The organism is Kitasatospora sp. CMC57 (assembly GCF_045866025.2).
Taxonomy (GTDB): Bacteria; Actinomycetota; Actinomycetes; order Streptomycetales; family Streptomycetaceae; genus Kitasatospora.
Genome location: NZ_AP035881.2, coordinates 1,247,704 through 1,265,329 on the forward strand (window position 1 = coordinate 1,247,704; position 17,626 = coordinate 1,265,329).

Consider the following 17,626-nt stretch of genomic DNA (forward strand, 5'->3'; position numbering starts at 1 on the left):
GTGCCTCCTCCAACCGGCAAATCAGGTCGGCTCGCCCACCCCAACCCCCTTTGAACCTTGGGAGTGGACATGACCCGGATCTCCACGGAGCCCGGCACCACTGACGACAGACCCGCCACGGACGACTCCCTCACGCCGTCCGAGGCGAACCCGCCGAAGAACGCGCTGGACGCCTACTTCAAGATCTCGGCGCGCGGCTCGACCTTCGGCAACGAGCTCCGCGGTGGCCTCACCACCTTCATGGCGATGGCCTACATCCTGCTGCTCAACCCGATCCTGCTCGGCGGCGCCGACAAGAACGGGGTGCACCTGGACCACGCGCAGCTCACCACGGCCACCGCGCTCGCCGCCGCCGTGACCACGATCCTGCTCGGCGTGGTCGGCAACGTACCGCTGGCCGCCGCCGCCGGGCTCTCGGTCTCCGGCGCGATCTCGGCGATCGTCGTCCCGCACACCACGTGGGAACAGGCCTTCGGCCTCTGCGTGATCTACGGCGCGGCCATCGTGCTGCTGGTCGTCTCCGGCCTGCGCGAGAAGATCATGAACGGCATCCCGCTGCCGATCAAGCATGCGATCACCATAGGCATCGGCCTGTTCATCGCCCTGATCGGTCTGAACAAGGCGGGCTTCGTCTTCCAGGGCAAGGGCCCGCTGCTCTCGCTCGGCCCCACCGGCGAACTCTCCGGCTGGCCGGTGCTGATCTTCGCGGTCACCCTGCTCACCATCTTCGTGCTGCTGGTCCGCAACACCCGGGGCGCGATCCTGATCGGCCTCGCGGCCGGCACCGTGATCGCCTTCATCGTGAACGCGGCCGCCGGTCTGGACGACAAGGTCTGGGGCCTCCAGGTGCCGAAGTGGCCCACCGGCGGCCCGGTGGACAGCCCCGACTTCGGCCTGTTCGGCCACGTCGACCTGTTCGGCGCCTTCGGCAGCCAGGGCATGGGCGCCATCTCCGCCTCGGTCGCCGTCTTCACCCTGGTGCTGGCCGGCTTCTTCGACGCGATGGCCACCATCATCGGCGTCGGCACCGAGGCCGGTCTGGCCGACAAGCAGGGCCGGATGCCCGGCCTGAGCAAGGCGCTCTTCGTGGACGGTGCCGGCGGCGCCATCGGCGGTGTGGCGGGTGCCTCCGGGCAGACCGTCTTCGTCGAGTCCGCGACCGGCGTCGGCGAGGGTGCCAGGACCGGTCTGGCCTCCGTGGTCACCGGTGGCGTCTTCACGCTGATGCTCTTCTTCACCCCGCTCGCCGGCATCGTGCCGGTCCAGGTGGCCTCGGCCGCCCTGGTGGTGATCGGCTCCATGATGATGAGCCAGGCCAGGCACATCGACTGGGCCGACCGCGAGGTCGCCATCCCGGCCTTCCTCACCTGCGTCCTGATGCCGTTCACCTACAGCATCACCGCCGGTGTCGCGGCCGGTGTCATCACCTACTGCGTGATCAAGGCGGGCCGCGGCAAGTGGCGTGAGCCCGGTCCGCTGATGTGGGTCCTCACCGGTGTCTTCCTGGTCTACTTCGCGCTCACCCCGATCAAGGCCTGGCTGGGAGTTCACTAGTACCAGAGCCGCTGTGCGGGGGTCCCGGCCCTCGCACGGCGGCTGTCCGTCCTTCCCCTTCGCTTCAGTTGAGGAGTCCCCGACATGCAGGACATCGCCGAGCAGCTGCTGGCCTGGCACTCCTCCGGGCGCTCCTTCGCCGTGGCCACCGTGGTCGGCGTCTCCGGCAGCGCGCCGCGCGACCCGGGTGCCGCGCTCGCGGTGGACGCGGCCGGCGAGGCGATCGGCTCGGTCTCCGGCGGCTGCGTCGAGGGCGCGGTGTACGAGCTCTGCCGGGACGCCATCGCCTCCGGCACCCCTGTCCTGGAGCGGTTCGGCTACAGCGACGAGGACGCCTTCGCGGTCGGCCTCACCTGCGGCGGCGTGCTGGACGTCTTCGTCCAGCCGATGGTCCCCGGCGCCGACGCCGCGCTCGACGCGGGCATCACCTACATCGCCTCCGGCACCCCGGTCGCCCTGGCCCGGATCGTGGCCGGCCCGGGCGCGCTGCTCGGCGCCACCGTCGCCGTCACCGCCGACACCCACCACGGCTCGCTCACCCCCTCCCCCTCCACCACGGCCGCACTGGAACGCGCCGCCGTCGCCGAGGCGCGGGCCATGCTGGACGCGGGCCGCACCGGGCAGCTGGTGCTCGGCCTGGACGGCCGCCCCTGTGACGATGAGGCCCAGGGCACCGTCACCTTCTTCATCGAGTCGTACGTGCCCGCGCCCCGGATGCTGGTCTTCGGCGCGATCGACTTCGCGGCGGCGGTGGTGCGGATCGGCAAGTTCCTCGGCTACCGGGTCAGCGTCTGCGACGCCCGTCCGGTCTTCGCCACCGAGCGGCGCTTCCCCGAGGCGGACGAGGTCGTGGTCGACTGGCCGCACCGTTACCTGGACTCCCAGCTCGCCGCGATCGACGGCCGGACCGTCCTGTGCGTCCTGACCCACGACGCCAAGTTCGACATCCCGCTGCTGGAACGCGCACTGCGGCTGCCGGTCGCCTTCGTCGGTGCCATGGGCTCCCGCAAGACCCACCGCGACCGCAACGCCCGCCTCCGCGAGGTCGGTCTGACCGAGACCGAGATCGGGCGCCTGCGCTCCCCGATCGGCCTCGACCTCGGCGCCCGTACCCCCGAGGAGACCGCCGTCTCGGTCGCCGCCGAGATCGTCGCCCACCGCCGAGGCGGCTCCTGCCTCCCGCTCTCGGCGGGCGACGGCCCGATCCACCACGACCTCACCCGGACCGCCGAGCAGACCGCGGCCACCGCCGCCTGACTCACCCGGATGGCGTCCCCCGGTGGCGCGCGAGACGCTGGAACGGCAAGGACAGGCCGACGGCCCGTCACCCTCCCAGGTGACGAAAGGTGCAGCACCATGCGTACTCTCATCCAGGTCGAGTTCGACACCGGAACAGCCAACCGTCTGATCGCCGACGGCACCATGCCCAAGGCCCTCCAGGGCATTATGGCCACCCTCAAGCCCGAGGCGGCGTACTTCGCCCCCACGGCCGGCCGCCGCTGCGCCTACCTGTTCGCGGACATTCCCAACGAGTACTCGCTGGTCCCGCTCATCGAACCGCTCTGGGAACTCAATGCCGAGGTCACCGTCACCCCGTGCATGAACGCCGACGACCTCGCCAAGGGCCTGGACATCGTCAACGGCAGCTGAGCCGTCACGCAGTCGCGCCCTGACCGCGGCGGACCTCGTGCATGAAGCAGCCGAACTCGACCGCCCGGACGTGCAGCACGGCCACCCCCGGGGCGGCGAGCAGGTCGGCCGCCCCGGCGGCGGCCTCGGCGGGCCGGACCAGGCGGCCGCCCAGGATGCGGCCGTCCGCGTCGTAGGCGCGCAGGACGCGGGGGCCGGTGTGCATGCCGACGGGCCAGCCCTCGGCGGGGCCGACGCACGGGGTGGCGTGGATGAAGACCGGGCCGCGTTCGTCGTACGGGCCGGGGTCGGCTCCGGTCTCGGCTGCCCAGCGGGCGAGCGGGGCGTACGAGACCAGGGCGATCCGGTCGCCGGGGCAGGCGCGGGTGAGGCAGCAGCGCAGCGGGGCGCCGCCGGTGATGTCCACCGACTCGACCGGTGGGCGGCCCGCGTCGTCCAGCTCACGCAGGCGGGCGCAGGTCTCGGCGTCGATGGGGTTGATCCGTAGGTTCATGACCGCCAGCCTGCCGCCACCGGGACCCGACGACCGGCGGATTCACGACGTCGCGTTCAGCCGGCGGCAGCGAGGCGAAACCCGGAACCGACCTTCACAGGTCAGACGGTCCGTCACTTCCCGGATCACCCCAGCGGCCGCACCTTCTCCGCCACCTGGCGGTCCTCCTGCACGGTGGCCTCGTAGGAGACCCGCTGGCCGTCGGGGAGGCGGCGGTCGACGCCGGGGATCTCCAGGGAGTCGTAGTAGACGATCAGCTCGGGACCGCCGTCGTCGGGGACCAGCGTCCCGTACCCGTGGTCGGCGTGCCAGGTCTTGATGGTGCCGGTGGCCATGGTGCGTCTCCTCGGCGGATGGGGTGTTCGGTCCTCACCAGGAGTACCAAACACCCCACCCTACGGAGTGCTCTGACACGCCCTCAGGTGACGTTGAGCCGGGCGGCGAGGCGGAGCAGACCGGGGGCGAGCCGGCTGAGCAGGTGGGCGCCCTTGGCCTCCGCGGTCACCGGGACCAGGGCCTTGTTGCGCCGGACCGCACGGACGATCTCGGCGGCGACCTTCTCGGGCGGGAAGTTGCGCCGGGCGTAGAGCTTCGCGGCCCGTTCCTGCTTGGCGGCCTGTTCGTCGGCGGTGGTGGCGGAGAAGGTGGAGGTGCGGGTGATGTTGGTGTTGACCAGGCCGGGGCAGATCGCCGAGACGCCCACGCCGGAGGCGGCGAGTTCGGCGCGCAGGCAGTCGGAGAGCATCCGGACGGCGGCCTTGCTGGTGGCGTACGCGGCGAGCGCCTTGGAGGGCAGGTAGGCCGCGGCCGAGGCGAGGTTGACGATGTGTCCGCCGTGGCCGCGCTCGGCCATCAGCGTGCCGAAGGCCCGGCAGCCGTGGATGACGCCCCAGAGGTTGACGTCCAGGACCCGCTGCCACTCCTTCTCGGTGGTCTGCAGGAAGGTGCCGGAGTGGCCGATGCCGGCGTTGTTGACCAGGACGTCGGGCACACCGTGCTCGGCGGCGATCTGCTGGGCGAAGGCGTCGAAGGCCGCTCCGTCGCTGACGTCCAGCGGGTACGCGTACCCGTGGCCCCCGCTCAGGGTGCACAACTCGGCGGTGCGGACGGCCGATTCGAGGTCCAGGTCGCAGACCACCACCCGCGCCCCCTCGGCGGCGAAGGCCAGCGCGGTGGCCCGGCCGATGCCGCTGCCGGCGCCGGTGATCACCACCAGCTCGCCGGTCGCCTCGGGTTCGGAGCCCGCGGCGACCGCCCCGACGAAGTCCCGGACGTGCGAGGCGACCACCGGGCCGTGCTCGAGCAGCGCCGACCAGTGGGTGCCGCTGACGGTGCGCCGGGTCAGCCGGGGTGCCCAGTGCTCCAGACCCTCGGAGAGGAACTCGTTCACGTAGTGGTCCCGGCTCAGCGTGAGCAGCTGGACGGGCACCTCGGTGTACCGCTCGCGCGGGCTGCGGATGGTCGGCCGCATGTTGGCCCGGTACAGCTCGATGCCGCGCACCGCGTCCTGCTCCAGGGTCGCCTGCGGGTGCCCGGGGCGGGGGTTGACCGCCTCCAGGTCGCGCAGCACCCGGGGCCAGGACTTGGCCAGCCAGAGCTTCCAGGTGGCGGGGGCGAGCAGCGGCAGGTGGAAGGCGGTGATGTACCAGGAGTGCGCGCCCTGCACCAGCAGCTGGCGCAGGTGACGGGGCGTCGGACGGCGGAACCGCTTGCGCATCCAGAAGCCCAGGTGGTCCAGGCAGGGCCCGGACATCGTGGTGTACGAGGCGATCCGCTGCTCGGCGCCGGGTTCGGTGACGGCCTCCCAGGACTGCACCGAACCCCAGTCGTGCGCGACCACGTGCACGGGCGCGTCCGGGCTGACCGCGTCGGCGACCGCGAACAGGTCGGCGCCGAGGTGCTCCAGCCGGTACCCGCTCCGCCCGGCCGGGACGCCGGACTCACCCGCGCCGCGCACGTCGTAGCGCACCACGTGGTGGTCGGCGGCCAGGTCCTCGGCGATGTCGTCCCAGACCACGTGGGTGTCGGGGTAGCCGTGCACCAGGATCACGGTGGGACGGGCGGGGTCGCCCTGCTCGAAGACGGCGAGCGGCAGGCCGCCGGAGTCGACGGTACGGCGGCGGATCATCGGGCTGCTCCCTCGGTGGTGGTCCAGCGGCGGACGTGCGGCAGGTCGTCGTCGAGCCAGTAGGCGTCGTCGTCCGTCACGACCAGCAGCTCCTCGAACTTGATCCCGACCTCGCGGAAGCCGATGTGCGGCTCGACCGCCCAGATCCCCGGCGTCGGCGCGTGCCGGGAGGAGCGACCGTCGGCCCAGAGCGGTGACCGGCCGTGCAGCCGCTCGCTGATCAGCTCCCGGCCGAGCGTCTGGAGTGTACGCACGCCGAAGCCGAACAGGTTCACCCCGGCCGGGCCGCGCGCGGTCGTCCGGGTCACCTGGTGGCCGATCACCCGGCCCGGGTAGACCCGGTGGCGGTTGTCGTAGCCGTGCGCGGCGATCTGGGCGTCCACGGCGGTGTAGATCTCGTTCAGCGGCTTCCGGGCCCGCACCTCACGCAGGATCAGCTCCCGGTAGACCTTCAGGTCGGCGGCCAGCCGGTCCCAGACGGGGTTCTCGCCGACCTTGCCGCCGTAGCCGATGTCGGCCGTGTAGCCGTCGACCACCGGCGCGCAGTCCAGCACGTACGGCATGCCCTCCTCGAGCTTCCGGCTGCCCGCGAAGAACTGCAGCGGGGTGTGGAAGTGCCGGAACGCCGTCCGGTCGCCGAACCAGGCGAACGGCACGTGGAAGAAGTCCTGCACACCGGCGTCGACCAGGCACCGGCGCAGCTTGCCGGTGGCCTGCCGCTCGGTCACCCCGGGCTCGATCCAGGCGGCCACCTGCTCGGCGCAGTGGTACGCGAGCTGCTGGGTCTCGCGGAAGCGGGTGAGGTCGTGCTCGGTGAAGGGGAACGTCATCGGTCAGACCTCCAGTACCAGGGTCTCGCCCTCGGCGGCCCGGGAGACGCAGGGCAGGAACGCCCCCGCCGCCCGGTCCCCCTCGGTGAGCCTGCGGTCGCGGTGGACGGGGGTGCCGCCGGTCAGCCGCACCTTGCAGGTGCCACAGAAGCCCTGGTGGCAGGAGTACGGGAGTCCGGGCCGGACCTCACGCAGCACGTCGAGTGCGGAGCGGTCGGCGGGGACGGTCACCTGCTCCCCGCTCTCGCCCAGTCGGACGGTGAACGGCTGTCCGTCCAGGATCGGGGCGGCGCCGAAGCGCTCGAAGTGCAGCGCCCTGGTGACGGTCGGGTCGTACGCCCGCTGGACGGCGGCCAGCATCGGGGCCGGACCGCAGCAGTACACCGCCGCGCCGTGCGGGGCGCGGGCCAACAGCTCGGCGGCGGAGGCGGGCTCGGTCAGGAACTCGACCCGGGACGGGTCCAGGGCGCGCAGCTCCTCGGTGAACGGCATCGATGCGGCGCTGCGGCCGGCGTGCACCAACCGCCAGTCGAGGCCCAGGTGTTGGGCCTGCCGGGCCATCGGCAGCAGCGGGGTGATGCCGATTCCGCCGGCCAGCAGCAGCACGGCCGGTTCGGCACAGAACGCGAAGCCGTTCCGGGGCCGGCGGGCGGCGAGGCGGACACCCGGATGCAGGCGGTCGTGGATCTCCGTCGACCCGCCACCGCCCGCCGGGAGGCGGCGGACCGCGATCCGGTAGCTGCTCCGGTCGGCGGGGTCGCCGCACAGGGAGTAGTGCCGCACCAGGCCGGACGGCAGGGTCAGTTCGATCCGCGCGCCGGGCTGCCAGGCGGGCAGCGGGCTGCCGCCGGGGTCGCCGAGCCGCAGCTCGACCACGTCCTCGGCGATCGACCGGTGCACGGTGACCACCAGGTGGAGCGGCGGCGTCGGCCTCGGGCCAGGGCGGCGCGGGCTGCGCCGCAGGCCGGGCCGGCCCATCAACGGGTCGTACCAGTCGGCGAAGGCGGTCATCCGCCGCAGGAAGCCGTCCGGCCCGGGACGGCCGTACAGGTCGGGCGGCAACGCTTCGAGGTCCATCCGGGCAACTCCAAGGCACAGGGTTCGGAAGGTGGGGCCCGGGGAACGGCGGAGCCAACCACAGGAGCGTTCAACGTGCGTACAGGGTCAGGCACTTTCGCAGTGACCGAACGCCAGATCTCCTCGCAGTTCCCCGAGCCCCTGGGCCGTAAATGGTGACGAATTTGCCTAGCGTGCGGCCGCAGCCCGGGCAGCCGGCGAGCCCGCGAGGTAGCTGAGGGCCTGGCTGGAGGAGCCCTCCTGGGTGGGGTGGTAGCCCGGGCGGAAGTAGCGCAGCGCCGAGCGGGCCATCCGGGCGGGTTCAGGGAGGAGGCCGCGGCGGGCGATGCGCTGGGCCTCGCGCCAGGTGGGCCGTACCGAGCCGTTCAGGCTGGGGTCGGCGGCGAGCAGGAAGCGGACGCCGCGGATCCAGAGGTGGATCAGGGTGGGGCCGGAGACCATCATGCCGCGCAGCCGTCGCAGGTAGCCGGGGTCCAGGTGGACCATCAGGTCGAAGGCGACGCTGCGGTGCTCGACCTCCTCGGCGCCGTGCCAGCGCAGCAGGTCGAGCATGGTGGGGTCGGCCTGGGCCCGGTCCAGGCCCGGCGAGTTGAGTGCCCAGTTGCCCAGGAAGGCGGTGAAGTGCTCGATCGCCGCCACGAAGGCGACCCGCTCGATCAGGTTCTCGCGCTGCTGTGCGTCCGTCAGTCCCGGCTTCCTGCCGAGCACCCGGCGGAACAGCCAGGTGACCTGCCGGACGTACGGCCGGGGGTCGAGGCCCTGGCCGAGCAGGTGGTCGAGGACCTCCTGGTGCGCCTCGGCGTGGATCGCCTCCTGGCCGATGAAGCCGAGCACCTCCTCGCGGAGCTGGTCGTCGGTGACCAGCGGCAGCGCGTCCTTGAAGACCTCGACGAACCAGCGCTCACCCTCGGGCAGCAGCAGGTGCAGGACGTTGACGGTGTGGGTGGCCATCGGCTCGTCCGGGATCCAGTGCAGCGGCAGTCGCGACCAGTCGAAGCGGACGTCGCGGGGCTCCAGCACGAGGCTGTCGTGGACGGCGGGGGGCACAACGGGGCGGGGCGGCATGGCGGACCTCCTGGCCGAGGGGTGGGCGGCTCGACTCCAGGCAACCTACTCGCGGGTACGACCGCCCACAAGGGTTTCGGGCGTTCTTATCGACGCCACGTCTAATAACCCTGAGCCCTCGCCCCTGGCCTCCCGTCGGCCCTCAGACCGCCATCGCCACCATCAGCGGCGCCGCCCGCTCGGCGAGCAGCTCCGCCGCTGCCCGCAGCCGGTGCACCTGGCCCACCGGCAGCGAGGTGGCCAGGCAGCCCACCGTGCTGCCGGCCGAGACCGGGACGGCCGCGCAGACCGTGCCCAGGGCGTACTCCTGGATGTCGAGCACCGGCACGGTGGCGGGCTGGCTCTCCAACCGGTGCATCAGCTGCTGCTGGTCGGTGATGGTGCGGGCGGTCAGCCGGGCCACCGGGTGCCGGGAGAGGTGGTCCCGGCGGCCGTCGTGGTCGAGCTGGCTGAGCAGGCACTTGCCGATCGCGCTGGCGTGCGCGGTGGCCCGGAAGTCGACCCACTCGCGGACCGCGGGGGCGTGCTCGGCCGCCGAGACCACCTCGACGGTCAACTCGCCCTCGTGGTAACGGCTGAAGTACACCGCCGCGCCCAGCTCGTCCCGCAGTTCGGCCAGCCGGTTTTCCATCCGGGACCGGACCAGCTGCTCCCGGTTCTGCCGGCCGAGCAGCCCGACCGCCCCGCCGAGCACCCAGAGTCCGTCCTCGACGGCGAGGTACCCCTCCAGCTCCAGCGCCTCTGCCAGCGCGCGGACCACCGCCTCCGGCAGTCCAAGCTCCCGGGCCAACGCCGCCTCCGGCACCCCGGACGTATGGCGGTCCACCGCCTCCAGCACCCGCAGGGCCCGCCGCATCACTCCGAACGGCCCGACCGAGACCGCGGCCCCCTGTCCCCGTACCGACATGGCGTCCCCTTCCCCGTCCCTGCCAACCCCGTCCAGCGTAACCATCCGGGCGGCCGCCCACGGGTCCGCGCCGACACCCGGTCAACTGGCATATGCCAGACGGGCCCCTCCCCCACTGCCTGGGGAAGGGGCCCGTCGGTCGGTCACCGGATGCGGACCCGGCGGCCGGTGAGGGTTGGTCAGTTGTCGTTGCCCGCGCGGAGCTTGGCGACGGCGGCCGCCAGGCGGGAGCCGTACTCCTCGTCGGCCGCGTGGAAGTGGGCGAGGTTCTTCTCGACTATGTCGTCGCGGGTGACCTGGGACAGGAAGCCCGCGATGTTGTCGATCAGGCGGGATTTCTCGCCGTCCGACATCAGCCGGTAGAGCTCACCGGCCTGGAAGAAGTCATCGTCCTTGGTGTGCGCCGGGGTGGTGTACGTCCCGGTGTACCCGTCCAGCCGCACCGGGGCGGCCAACGGGGCGTCGGTCTGCACGGGACCGTCGTACGAGTTGGGCTCGTAGTTCTTGCCCCGGCCGGCCGCGTTGACCGCCGACGAGCCGTCCCGGCCGTAGTTGGCGGCCACGGTCGCCTTCGGGGCGTTTACCGCGAGCAGGGTGTGGTTGACACCGAGGCGGTAGCGCTGGGCGTCGGCGTACGCGAACAGGCGGCCCTGGAGCATCTTGTCCGGGGAGGGGCCGATGCCGGGCACGAAGTTGTTCGGCGAGAAGGCCGACTGCTCGACCTCGGCGAAGACGTTCTCCGGGTTCTTGTTGAGCACCAGGCGGCCGACCTTGACCAGCGGGTAGTCGGCGTGCGGCCAGACCTTGGTCAGGTCGAACGGGTTGAAGCGGTAGTCCGCCGCCTCGGCGACCGGCATCAGCTGCACGTACAGGGTCCAGGACGGGAACACGCCCCGCTCGATCGCCTGGTGCAGGTCACGCTGGTGGCTGTCCGCGTCGGCGCCGAGCACCTCGGCCGACTGGTCACCGTCCAGCGAGCGGATGCCCTGGTTGGTCTTGAAGTGGTACTTGACCCAGAACGCCTCGCCCTGGGCGTTGACCCACTGGTAGGTGTGCGAGCCGTAGCCGTTCATGTGCCGGTACGAGGCCGGGATGCCCCGGTCGCCGAACAGCCAGGTGATCTGGTGGGTGGAGGCCGGCGAGTGGGCCCAGAAGTCCCAGACGTTGTCGGCCTCCTGCACGCCCGTGAAGGGGTCGCGCTTCTGCGAGTGGATGAAGTCGGGGAACTTGATCGGGTCCTTGATGAAGAACACCGGGGTGTTGTTGCCGACCAGGTCGTAGTTGCCCTGCGCGGTGTAGAACTTCAGCGCGAAGCCGCGCGGGTCGCGGACGGCGTCGCTGGAGCCGAGGTTGCCCGCCACCGTGGAGAACCGCAGGAAGACCTCGGTGCGCTTGCCGACCTCCGAGAGGAAGTCCGCGTGGGTGTACTGCGAGACCTCGTCGGTGACCTCGAAGTAGCCGTAGGCGCCGGAGCCACGGGCGTGCACGACGCGCTCCGGAATGCGCTCGCGGTTGAAGCGGGCCAGCTTCTCCAGCAGCTGCTGGTCCTGGATCAGCAGCGGGCCGTACTCGCCGGCCGATGCGGAGTTCTGGTTGTCGGCGATCGGGGCGCCGGACTCGGTGGTCAGGGTCTTCGACATGACGGTCCTTCAGTAGGTGCAGGAGGGTCAGAGGCCGGGTGGCTGTCCGGGCCGGATCAGCCTGCGGCGTCTGGTGCGTGCGATTGCAGGGCGCCGGAGCGCCCTCGTAGCGGAGCTACCTGGGCGTTTCGGCAACGCGGCAAGCGTGCGTGCCGGGCGTCGCAGGCCCGGCCCGGACAGCCACCCGGCCTCTCAGACGCCGAGCAGGCGCCAGATGGCCGAGCGGCGGCGGGAGGACTGCTCGCCGTCGGGGCCGTCGGTCGGCTGCAGGGCAGCGACGGCGGCGGTGGTCGCGGCGGCGTCCGCGAGCGGGCGGGCGGCGGTCAGCTCGGTGGCCTCCGCCGGGGTGAGGCCGGCCTCGGTCAGGGCGGCGGCCGCCTCGGTGGCCGGGACGGCGTTGAACCAGCGCAGCGCGAGGGCGGCACGGCCGGCCTCGGTCAGCCTGCCGGTCAGCCGGAGCCGGGCCAGGCCGCCGTCCGGGTAGACGTTGATCCGTACGTGGGTGACGGTCCGTCCGGTGGTGAGCCGGAAGCGGTGGCGGGTGTCGGGCTGGAGCCGGGTGCGGGGCAGCAGCTCGAACCAGCCGTCGCCCGCCTCAGGTGTGGCAGCGTCCGAAGGGTTGCCACCGGAGGTCGCGTCGTAGCCGACCAGGTCGGCCCAGCCAGGGGCGTTGGCGACGAAGTGGGAGGTGTCCACCTCGGCGGCCAGGACCTCGCCGCCCCCGGCCAGGGCGATCTGTACCCAGTCGTTGGCCTTGTCACGCCGACGCCGGGTCTCCCAGCCGTCGCCCATGACGGAGGCGCGGCCCGGAGCGTTCAGGTTGTGCGGGGAGGAGAAGTAGCGGTCCGAGGCGGCCTCGGCCACGCCGCCGAACTCCTGGGCGGCCAGGTCGAAGGTGAGACCGTCCAGCTCGCGCGGGTCGGCCACCACCTCGCCGTACACCCGCAGGCGGGCCACCCCGCCGTCCGGCCAGATGTTCAGCCGGACGTGGGTGTACCGGGTCGGGTCGGTGACCTCGAACTCGTGGGCGGTGTCGCCCTGGAGGGCCGTCCGCGGCACCAGGTCGACCCACTCCGCCCCGGCCAGCTCCTCCGGCGAGGGGTGCCCGGGAACGGAGGCGCCCTGCACCGAGCCGGTCTCCGGGTAGTTGCCGGTGAAGTACGCGGTGTCCACGATCACGCCGCGGATCACGCCGGCCACGCCGAGCCGGACGATCGCCCAGTCATGGTCCTCGTCGGTCGGGTGCGGCTGCTCGGCCGAGACGCCGCGGCGGCGCTTGGACTCCCAGCCGTCCATGATCTGGCCCTTGTGGCCGAAGGTGTGCGGGCGGAACTCGGCGGGCTTGGCGACCAGCAGGTTCTCCGCGTCGGCGAAGGTGTCCTCGTTGGTGGCGACCACACCGGCGCCGAGCAGGCGGGAGGCCAGGTTGACCAGCTCGGTGAACGGAGCGCTCGGGATCTGACTGGTACTCACGTGAGTCTCCTCAGTTTCGGGTGAGCTGACGGCCGAACGGTGCGGCGTCGACGTCCACGACCCGGCCACGGAGCCAGGTGGTGCGGACGGAGCCGGTGAGCGTCTTCCCCGCGTACGGCGTGACGGGGTTGCGGTGGTGCAGGTCCTCGGCGTGCACGGCGAACTCGCCGTCCGGGTCGAAGGCCACCAGGTCGGCGTCGCAGCCGACCGCGATGACGCCCTTGGTGCCGGTCAGGCCGACCAGTGCGGCCGGGCCGCTGCTCATCCAGCGCACCACGTCGGAGAGCGAGTGACCGCGCCTGCGGGCCTCGGTCCAGATGGCCGGCAGGCCGAGCTGGAGCGAGGCGATGCCGCCCCAGGCGGCCGCGAAGTCGCCGCTCCCGCCGTACTTCTGAAGGAGCTTCAGATCGGGCGTCGAGGGCGAGTGGTCGGAGACCACCGCGGTGAACTCCCCGGCGGCGAGCGCGGCCCAGAGCTGGTCGCGGTTGGACTCGTCGCGGATCGGCGGGCAGCACTTGAACGCGGTGTCGCCGTCCGGCACCTCCTCGGCCGCCAGGGTGAGGTAGTGCGGGCAGGTCTCGGCGGTCACCTGGACGCCGTCGGCGCGGGCCTGCCGCAGCAGCGGCAGCACGGCGGCCGAGGAGACGTGCAGGATGTGCACCCGGGCGCCGGTCCTGCGGGCGGTGTCCAGCAGGCGGGCCACCGCCGCCGCCTCGGCGTCGTCGGGGCGGGAGGCGAGGAAGTCGCGGTAGTGCACGCCGGGCTGCTGCGGGGCGGCCTCCAGGACGGCCGGGTCCTCGGCGTGGATGATGGCCAGCGCGCCGATCCTGGCCTGCTCGGCCAGCGCCAGCTCCAGGTCGGCCTGCTCGACGTGCGGGAACTCGTCCACCCCGGACGGGGCGAGGAAACTCTTGAAGCCGAACACGCCCTCGCGGTGCAGCGGTTCGAGGTCCGCGACATTGCCGGGGATGGCGCCGCCCCAGAAGCCGAGGTCGACCCAGGCCTGGCCATCGGCGATCTTCCGCTTGGCCGCCAGGCCGTCCACCGTGGTGGTGGGCGGGATGGAGTTCAGCGGCATGTCGATGATCGTGGTGACCCCACCGGCGGCGGCGGCCCGGGTGGCGGTGGCGAAGCCCTCCCACTCGGTCCGGCCCGGCTCGTTCACGTGCACGTGGGTGTCGACCAGACCGGGCAGCAGCGCGGTGTCGCCGAGGTCCGTCAGCCCGCCCCCGATGTCGGAGCGGGAGCCCGCGAGCAGCGAGCCGTGCTCGGCGATCTGCTCGATCCTGCCGTCCCGGATCAGCACGTCAGCGGGACGCTCGCCGTCCGGCAGGACCACCCGGCGGGAACGGATCACCGCCGTGGTCGCGGGCGTCTCACTGAGGGGCATCTGGGACCTCCGAACCGAGAGTACGAGTGGGGGTATACCGAAGGCGCGCCGGGCAGTTGGGGCCCGCGAACCGGGAGCCTAGGGCCGCCTTCAACAAAACGTCAATGTAGGAACATACGATGAGCTACGGCTTGAGCAGATCGCTCGCCAGGCGCTCGCCGGCCACCTCGGCCAGCTCGCCCGCCTTGGTCATGCTGTCGCCCGGCCGCTCGGCGAGGTCGGTCAGCGCGTACGCCGCGGCGAAGCCCGCCGCCCGCCACTGGTCCTCCGAGAGTTCCAGCCGGCCGGCGACGGCGGCCACCCGAACCCCCGCCCGGGTGGCCGCCGCAGCGACGCCGGCGGGGGCCTTGCCGTGGAGCGTCTGCGCGTCCAGGCACCCCTCGCCGGTCACGACGAGGCGTGCCCCACGCACGGCCTCGTCGAAGCCCAGCAGTTCGAGCATGAGCTCGATGCCGGGCCGCATGGTGGCGCCGAGCAGTGCGAGAGCGGCGAAGCCCACCCCGCCTGCGGCCCCGGCGCCGGGGGCGTTCCTGAGGTCCCGGCCCGTGGTGTCGCGGACGACGTCCGCCCACCGGGTCAGGCCCTCTTCCAGAATCAGCAGGTCGTCGCCGTCCGCGCCCTTCTGCGGGCCGTAGACGGCGGTCGCGCCCCTGGCGCCGAGCAGCGGGTTGTCGACGTCGCAGGCGACCACCACCTCGACCCCGGTGAGACCGTCGGCGAGCGACCCGGGGTCGATCCTGGCCAGCTTGCGCAGCGCGGCCCCGCCGGGGGCCAGCTCGGTGCCGTCCGCGTCGTACAGGCCGACGCCGAGCGCCTGGAGCATGCCCGCACCGCCGTCGGTGCAGGCGCTGCCGCCCAGGCCGAGCACGATCCGCTTGGCGCCCAGGCCGGCGGCGCGTCCGATCAGCTGGCCGACGCCGTAGGAGCCGGCCGCGAGCGGTGCGGTGCGTCCGCCGGGGAGCCGGGCCAGCCCGGAGGACTGCGCCAGCTCGACCACGGCGGTGTCGCCCCGGAGCGCGATCGCGGCGTCCACCGGCAGGCCGGTGGGACCGGCCACCTTCACCGCGACCCGCTTGAAGCCCGCGGCCAGCGCCGCCGCGAGGGTCCCCTCGCCGCCGTCGGCCACCGGGAGCTCGCGGATCTCCACGCCGGGGGCGACCCGGCGGATGCCGGCCGCGATCCGGGCCGCCACCTCGGCGCCCTCCAAAGTCCCCTTGAACTTGTCGGGGGCGACGACGACATGACCCTGAGTGGGGGTGGCGGGCATGCGTGGGCCTCTTTCCGTTTCGCTGGCGTTCAGAGCATGTGCCCAGAAGTCTGGGGCGCGCCCCCTCCCCGCCGTTCCTCCCGTCCCGCTTCCGACGTACGAGAGGCTCCCCTCGGCGAGGGAGGGGACCGGGTGGCACGCGCGATCACGACCGAAGTGTGCGTGTGTCACCGGCTTGGGACGGTCGGCAGGGGGGCGGTATGAGCCCCGGCCCGCCTGCCGACCGAATCTGACCTCCTGGTGGCGCGGGCACGACCGGACAGGTACACGCCACCAGGAGGAGCCTGTTACTTGACCTCGCGGCCCGAGAGGCGCTCGACGCCCCGCAGCAGGGCCGAGTGGTCCAGCGAACCGTCCCCGTTGGCGCGCGCGGAGGCGACCAGCTGGGCCACCACGGCGCCGACCGGTAGGGCCGCACCGACGGCGCGGGCGGCGTCGGTGACGATGCCCATGTCCTTGTGGTGCAGGTCGATTCGGAAGCCCGGGGCGAACTGACGGTCGATCATGTTGGCCTTCTTGCGGTTCAGCACGGTCGAACCGGCCAGACCGCCGCCGAGCACGTCGAGCGCGGCGGGGAGGTCGACGCCCGCGTTCTCCAGGAACACCACGGCCTCGGCCAGCACCTGGATGTTGACGGCCACGATGAGCTGGTTGGCGGCCTTCACGGTCTGGCCGGCGCCGGCCGGGCCGACGTGGATGACCGTGGTGCCGAGCGCGTCCAGGATCGGCTTCGCCTCGGCGAAGTCGGCCTCGGCGCCACCGACCATGATGGAGAGCACGGCCTCGATCGCACCGGCCTCGCCACCGGAGACCGGGGCGTCCAGGGTGCGGATGCCCTTCGGCTTGGCGGCGGCCTCGACCTTGATCGAGGTCTGCGGGGTGATGCTCGACATGTCGATGACCAGGGTGCCCTCGGCCACGTTGGCCAGCACGCCGCCCTCACCGAGGATGACCTGCTCGACCTGCGGGTCGGCGGGGACCATGGTGATGACGACCTCGGCGTCCTTCACCGCGTCGGCGATGGAGCTCGCGCCCTTGCCGCCGGCCGCCACCAGGGCGTCGATCGGGGGCTGGGTCAGGTTGAAGCCGGTGACGGTGTGTCCGGCCTTCACCAGGTTGGCGGCCATCGGGCTGCCCATGATGCCGAGGCCGATGAAGGCGATCTTGCGGGAGGCGCTCATGCGTCGCGTTCCTTCGTGCTTGGAGGGTGGGAGAGGGCTCTGGATCGGGCGGCTCAGCCGGCGCGGTACTCGCGCGGGAGCCACTCGAAGCTGTCGGCGCTGACGCCGCTCGCCGGGCGGTACTCGAGACCGATCCGGCCCGTGTAGCCGGCCGCGAGGAGGCGGGCGAACAGGTCCTCGAAGTCCAGCTCGCCGGTGCCGGGCTCGTTGCGGGCCGGGGTGTCGGCGATCTGCACGTGGCCGATCTTGTCGGCGTGGGTGGCGATCACCGCCGCCAGGTCCTCGCCGTTGCGGGCCAAGTGGTAGAGGTCGCAGAGGAACTTCGCGTTGCCCAGGCCGGTGGCCGCGTTCACCTTGTCCACGACCGCGATCGCGGCCTCGGCGGTGACCAGCGCGTAGTCCGGGGACTCGGCCTTGTTGAGGGTCTCGACCAGCAGGACCGCGCCGATCGAGTGCGCGGCCCGCGCGGCGAGGGTGAGGTTCTCCAGCGCGAGCTCGTCCTGCTCGGCGGCGGACACGCCCTCCACCCGGTTGCCGTAGAGCGCGTTGAGCGCCCTGGTGCCGAGCGACTCGGCGAGCGCGACGGTCACCGGGATGTTCTCCCGGAACCGCTCGCTCTCGGCCGGTACGGAGAGGGTGCCGCGGGCGCCCCTGCTCAGGTCGTCGAGGAAGTTGAGGCCGGTGAGCTGCACGCCCGCGTCGGTGAAGGCCTTGCGGAGCGCCTCCTGCTCGGCGTCCGAGGGGGTGTGGTTCTCACCGAAGGGCCACCACAGCTCGGCGGCGGTGAAGCCGGCGGCCGCGGCGGCGGCGGGGCGCTCCAGGAGCGGAAGCTCACCGAACAGGATCGACAGGTTGACCGTGTAGCTCAGCTTGGAAGCGGCAGTCACGTCAGTCACCTTTCACTCTTCCGATCCAACTTCCACGATCCGGAAGAGGGATTCTGCTTGGTGGAAGCATGCCCCGCGATCCGA

Annotated in this window: 15 protein-coding genes and 1 pseudogene; 3 read left to right on the forward strand and 13 right to left on the reverse strand. The window is 72.4% G+C overall.

Features of this window, described 5'->3' with window-relative positions:
• The first annotated feature begins 69 nt into the window (after positions 1 to 69).
• The 3 genes from ACKUU6_RS05725 to ACKUU6_RS05735 all read left to right on the forward strand — a co-directional run bounded on the left by ACKUU6_RS05725 (position 70) and on the right by ACKUU6_RS05735 (position 3,204).
• Positions 70 to 1,554, forward strand: a complete 1,485-nt coding sequence (locus tag ACKUU6_RS05725) for an NCS2 family permease (RefSeq protein ID WP_407987351.1) — start codon at positions 70 to 72, stop codon at positions 1,552 to 1,554.
• Positions 1,555 to 1,638: 84 nt separating this feature from the next.
• On the forward strand, positions 1,639 to 2,811 hold the full coding sequence (locus ACKUU6_RS05730) for an XdhC family protein (protein ID WP_407987352.1): 1,173 nt from the start codon (positions 1,639 to 1,641) through the stop codon (positions 2,809 to 2,811).
• Positions 2,812 to 2,910: 99 nt separating this feature from the next.
• The gene (locus ACKUU6_RS05735; protein ID WP_407987353.1) at positions 2,911 to 3,204 is read left to right on the forward strand and encodes a hypothetical protein; all 294 of its coding nucleotides are present in this window, start codon (positions 2,911 to 2,913) and stop codon (positions 3,202 to 3,204) included.
• Between the two features lie 4 nt (positions 3,205 to 3,208).
• On the opposite strand, the gene ACKUU6_RS05740 is transcribed toward ACKUU6_RS05735, so the two are convergent.
• The 13 genes and pseudogenes from ACKUU6_RS05740 to ACKUU6_RS05800 form a co-directional block, all read right to left on the reverse strand.
• Positions 3,209 to 3,697 carry a DUF1203 domain-containing protein gene (locus ACKUU6_RS05740; protein WP_407987354.1) on the reverse strand — a complete coding sequence of 163 codons (489 nt, stop codon included), beginning with the start codon at positions 3,695 to 3,697 and terminating at the stop codon, positions 3,209 to 3,211.
• Between the two features lie 125 nt (positions 3,698 to 3,822).
• Positions 3,823 to 4,032 (reverse strand): cold-shock protein, encoded by a 210-nt coding sequence (locus ACKUU6_RS05745; RefSeq protein WP_407987355.1) that lies wholly within the window; start codon positions 4,030 to 4,032, stop codon positions 3,823 to 3,825.
• Between the two features lie 83 nt (positions 4,033 to 4,115).
• The gene (locus tag ACKUU6_RS05750; protein ID WP_407987356.1) at positions 4,116 to 5,825 is read right to left on the reverse strand and encodes an SDR family oxidoreductase; all 1,710 of its coding nucleotides are present in this window, start codon (positions 5,823 to 5,825) and stop codon (positions 4,116 to 4,118) included.
• Positions 5,822 to 6,655, reverse strand: coding sequence for a M24 family metallopeptidase (locus tag ACKUU6_RS05755; protein WP_407987357.1), 834 nt, complete (start codon positions 6,653 to 6,655; stop codon positions 5,822 to 5,824). The genes ACKUU6_RS05750 and ACKUU6_RS05755 overlap by 4 nt, the downstream gene beginning before the upstream one ends.
• Positions 6,656 to 6,658: 3 nt before the next feature.
• Entirely contained in the window at positions 6,659 to 7,732 is a 1,074-nt protein-coding gene (locus ACKUU6_RS05760; RefSeq protein WP_407987358.1) for a PDR/VanB family oxidoreductase, read from the reverse strand.
• Positions 7,733 to 7,900: 168 nt separating this feature from the next.
• Positions 7,901 to 8,797: a metal-dependent hydrolase gene (locus ACKUU6_RS05765; protein WP_407987359.1), complete on the reverse strand. Its 897-nt coding sequence runs from the start codon at positions 8,795 to 8,797 to the stop codon at positions 7,901 to 7,903.
• 142 nt (positions 8,798 to 8,939) lie between these two features.
• On the reverse strand, positions 8,940 to 9,704 hold the full coding sequence (locus tag ACKUU6_RS05770) for an IclR family transcriptional regulator (RefSeq protein ID WP_407987360.1): 765 nt from the start codon (positions 9,702 to 9,704) through the stop codon (positions 8,940 to 8,942).
• 179 nt (positions 9,705 to 9,883) lie between these two features.
• Entirely contained in the window at positions 9,884 to 11,344 is a 1,461-nt protein-coding gene (locus ACKUU6_RS05775; protein WP_407987361.1) for a catalase, read from the reverse strand.
• A gap of 405 nt (positions 11,345 to 11,749) precedes the next feature.
• Positions 11,750 to 12,886: pseudogene (gene alc / locus ACKUU6_RS05780) on the reverse strand (allantoicase); the annotation flags it as partial.
• Entirely contained in the window at positions 12,828 to 14,207 is a 1,380-nt protein-coding gene (gene allB / locus ACKUU6_RS05785) for an allantoinase AllB (RefSeq protein ID WP_407987362.1), read from the reverse strand. The pseudogene alc and the gene allB, both read right to left, overlap by 59 nt.
• Before the next feature lie 124 nt (positions 14,208 to 14,331).
• Entirely contained in the window at positions 14,332 to 15,474 is a 1,143-nt protein-coding gene (locus ACKUU6_RS05790) for a glycerate kinase (protein WP_407987363.1), read from the reverse strand.
• 287 nt (positions 15,475 to 15,761) lie between these two features.
• Entirely contained in the window at positions 15,762 to 16,655 is an 894-nt protein-coding gene (locus ACKUU6_RS05795; protein ID WP_407987364.1) for a 2-hydroxy-3-oxopropionate reductase, read from the reverse strand.
• Positions 16,656 to 16,708: 53 nt separating this feature from the next.
• Positions 16,709 to 17,551 (reverse strand): TIM barrel protein, encoded by an 843-nt coding sequence (locus ACKUU6_RS05800; protein WP_407987365.1) that lies wholly within the window; start codon positions 17,549 to 17,551, stop codon positions 16,709 to 16,711.
• Positions 17,552 to 17,626 lie beyond the last annotated feature (75 nt).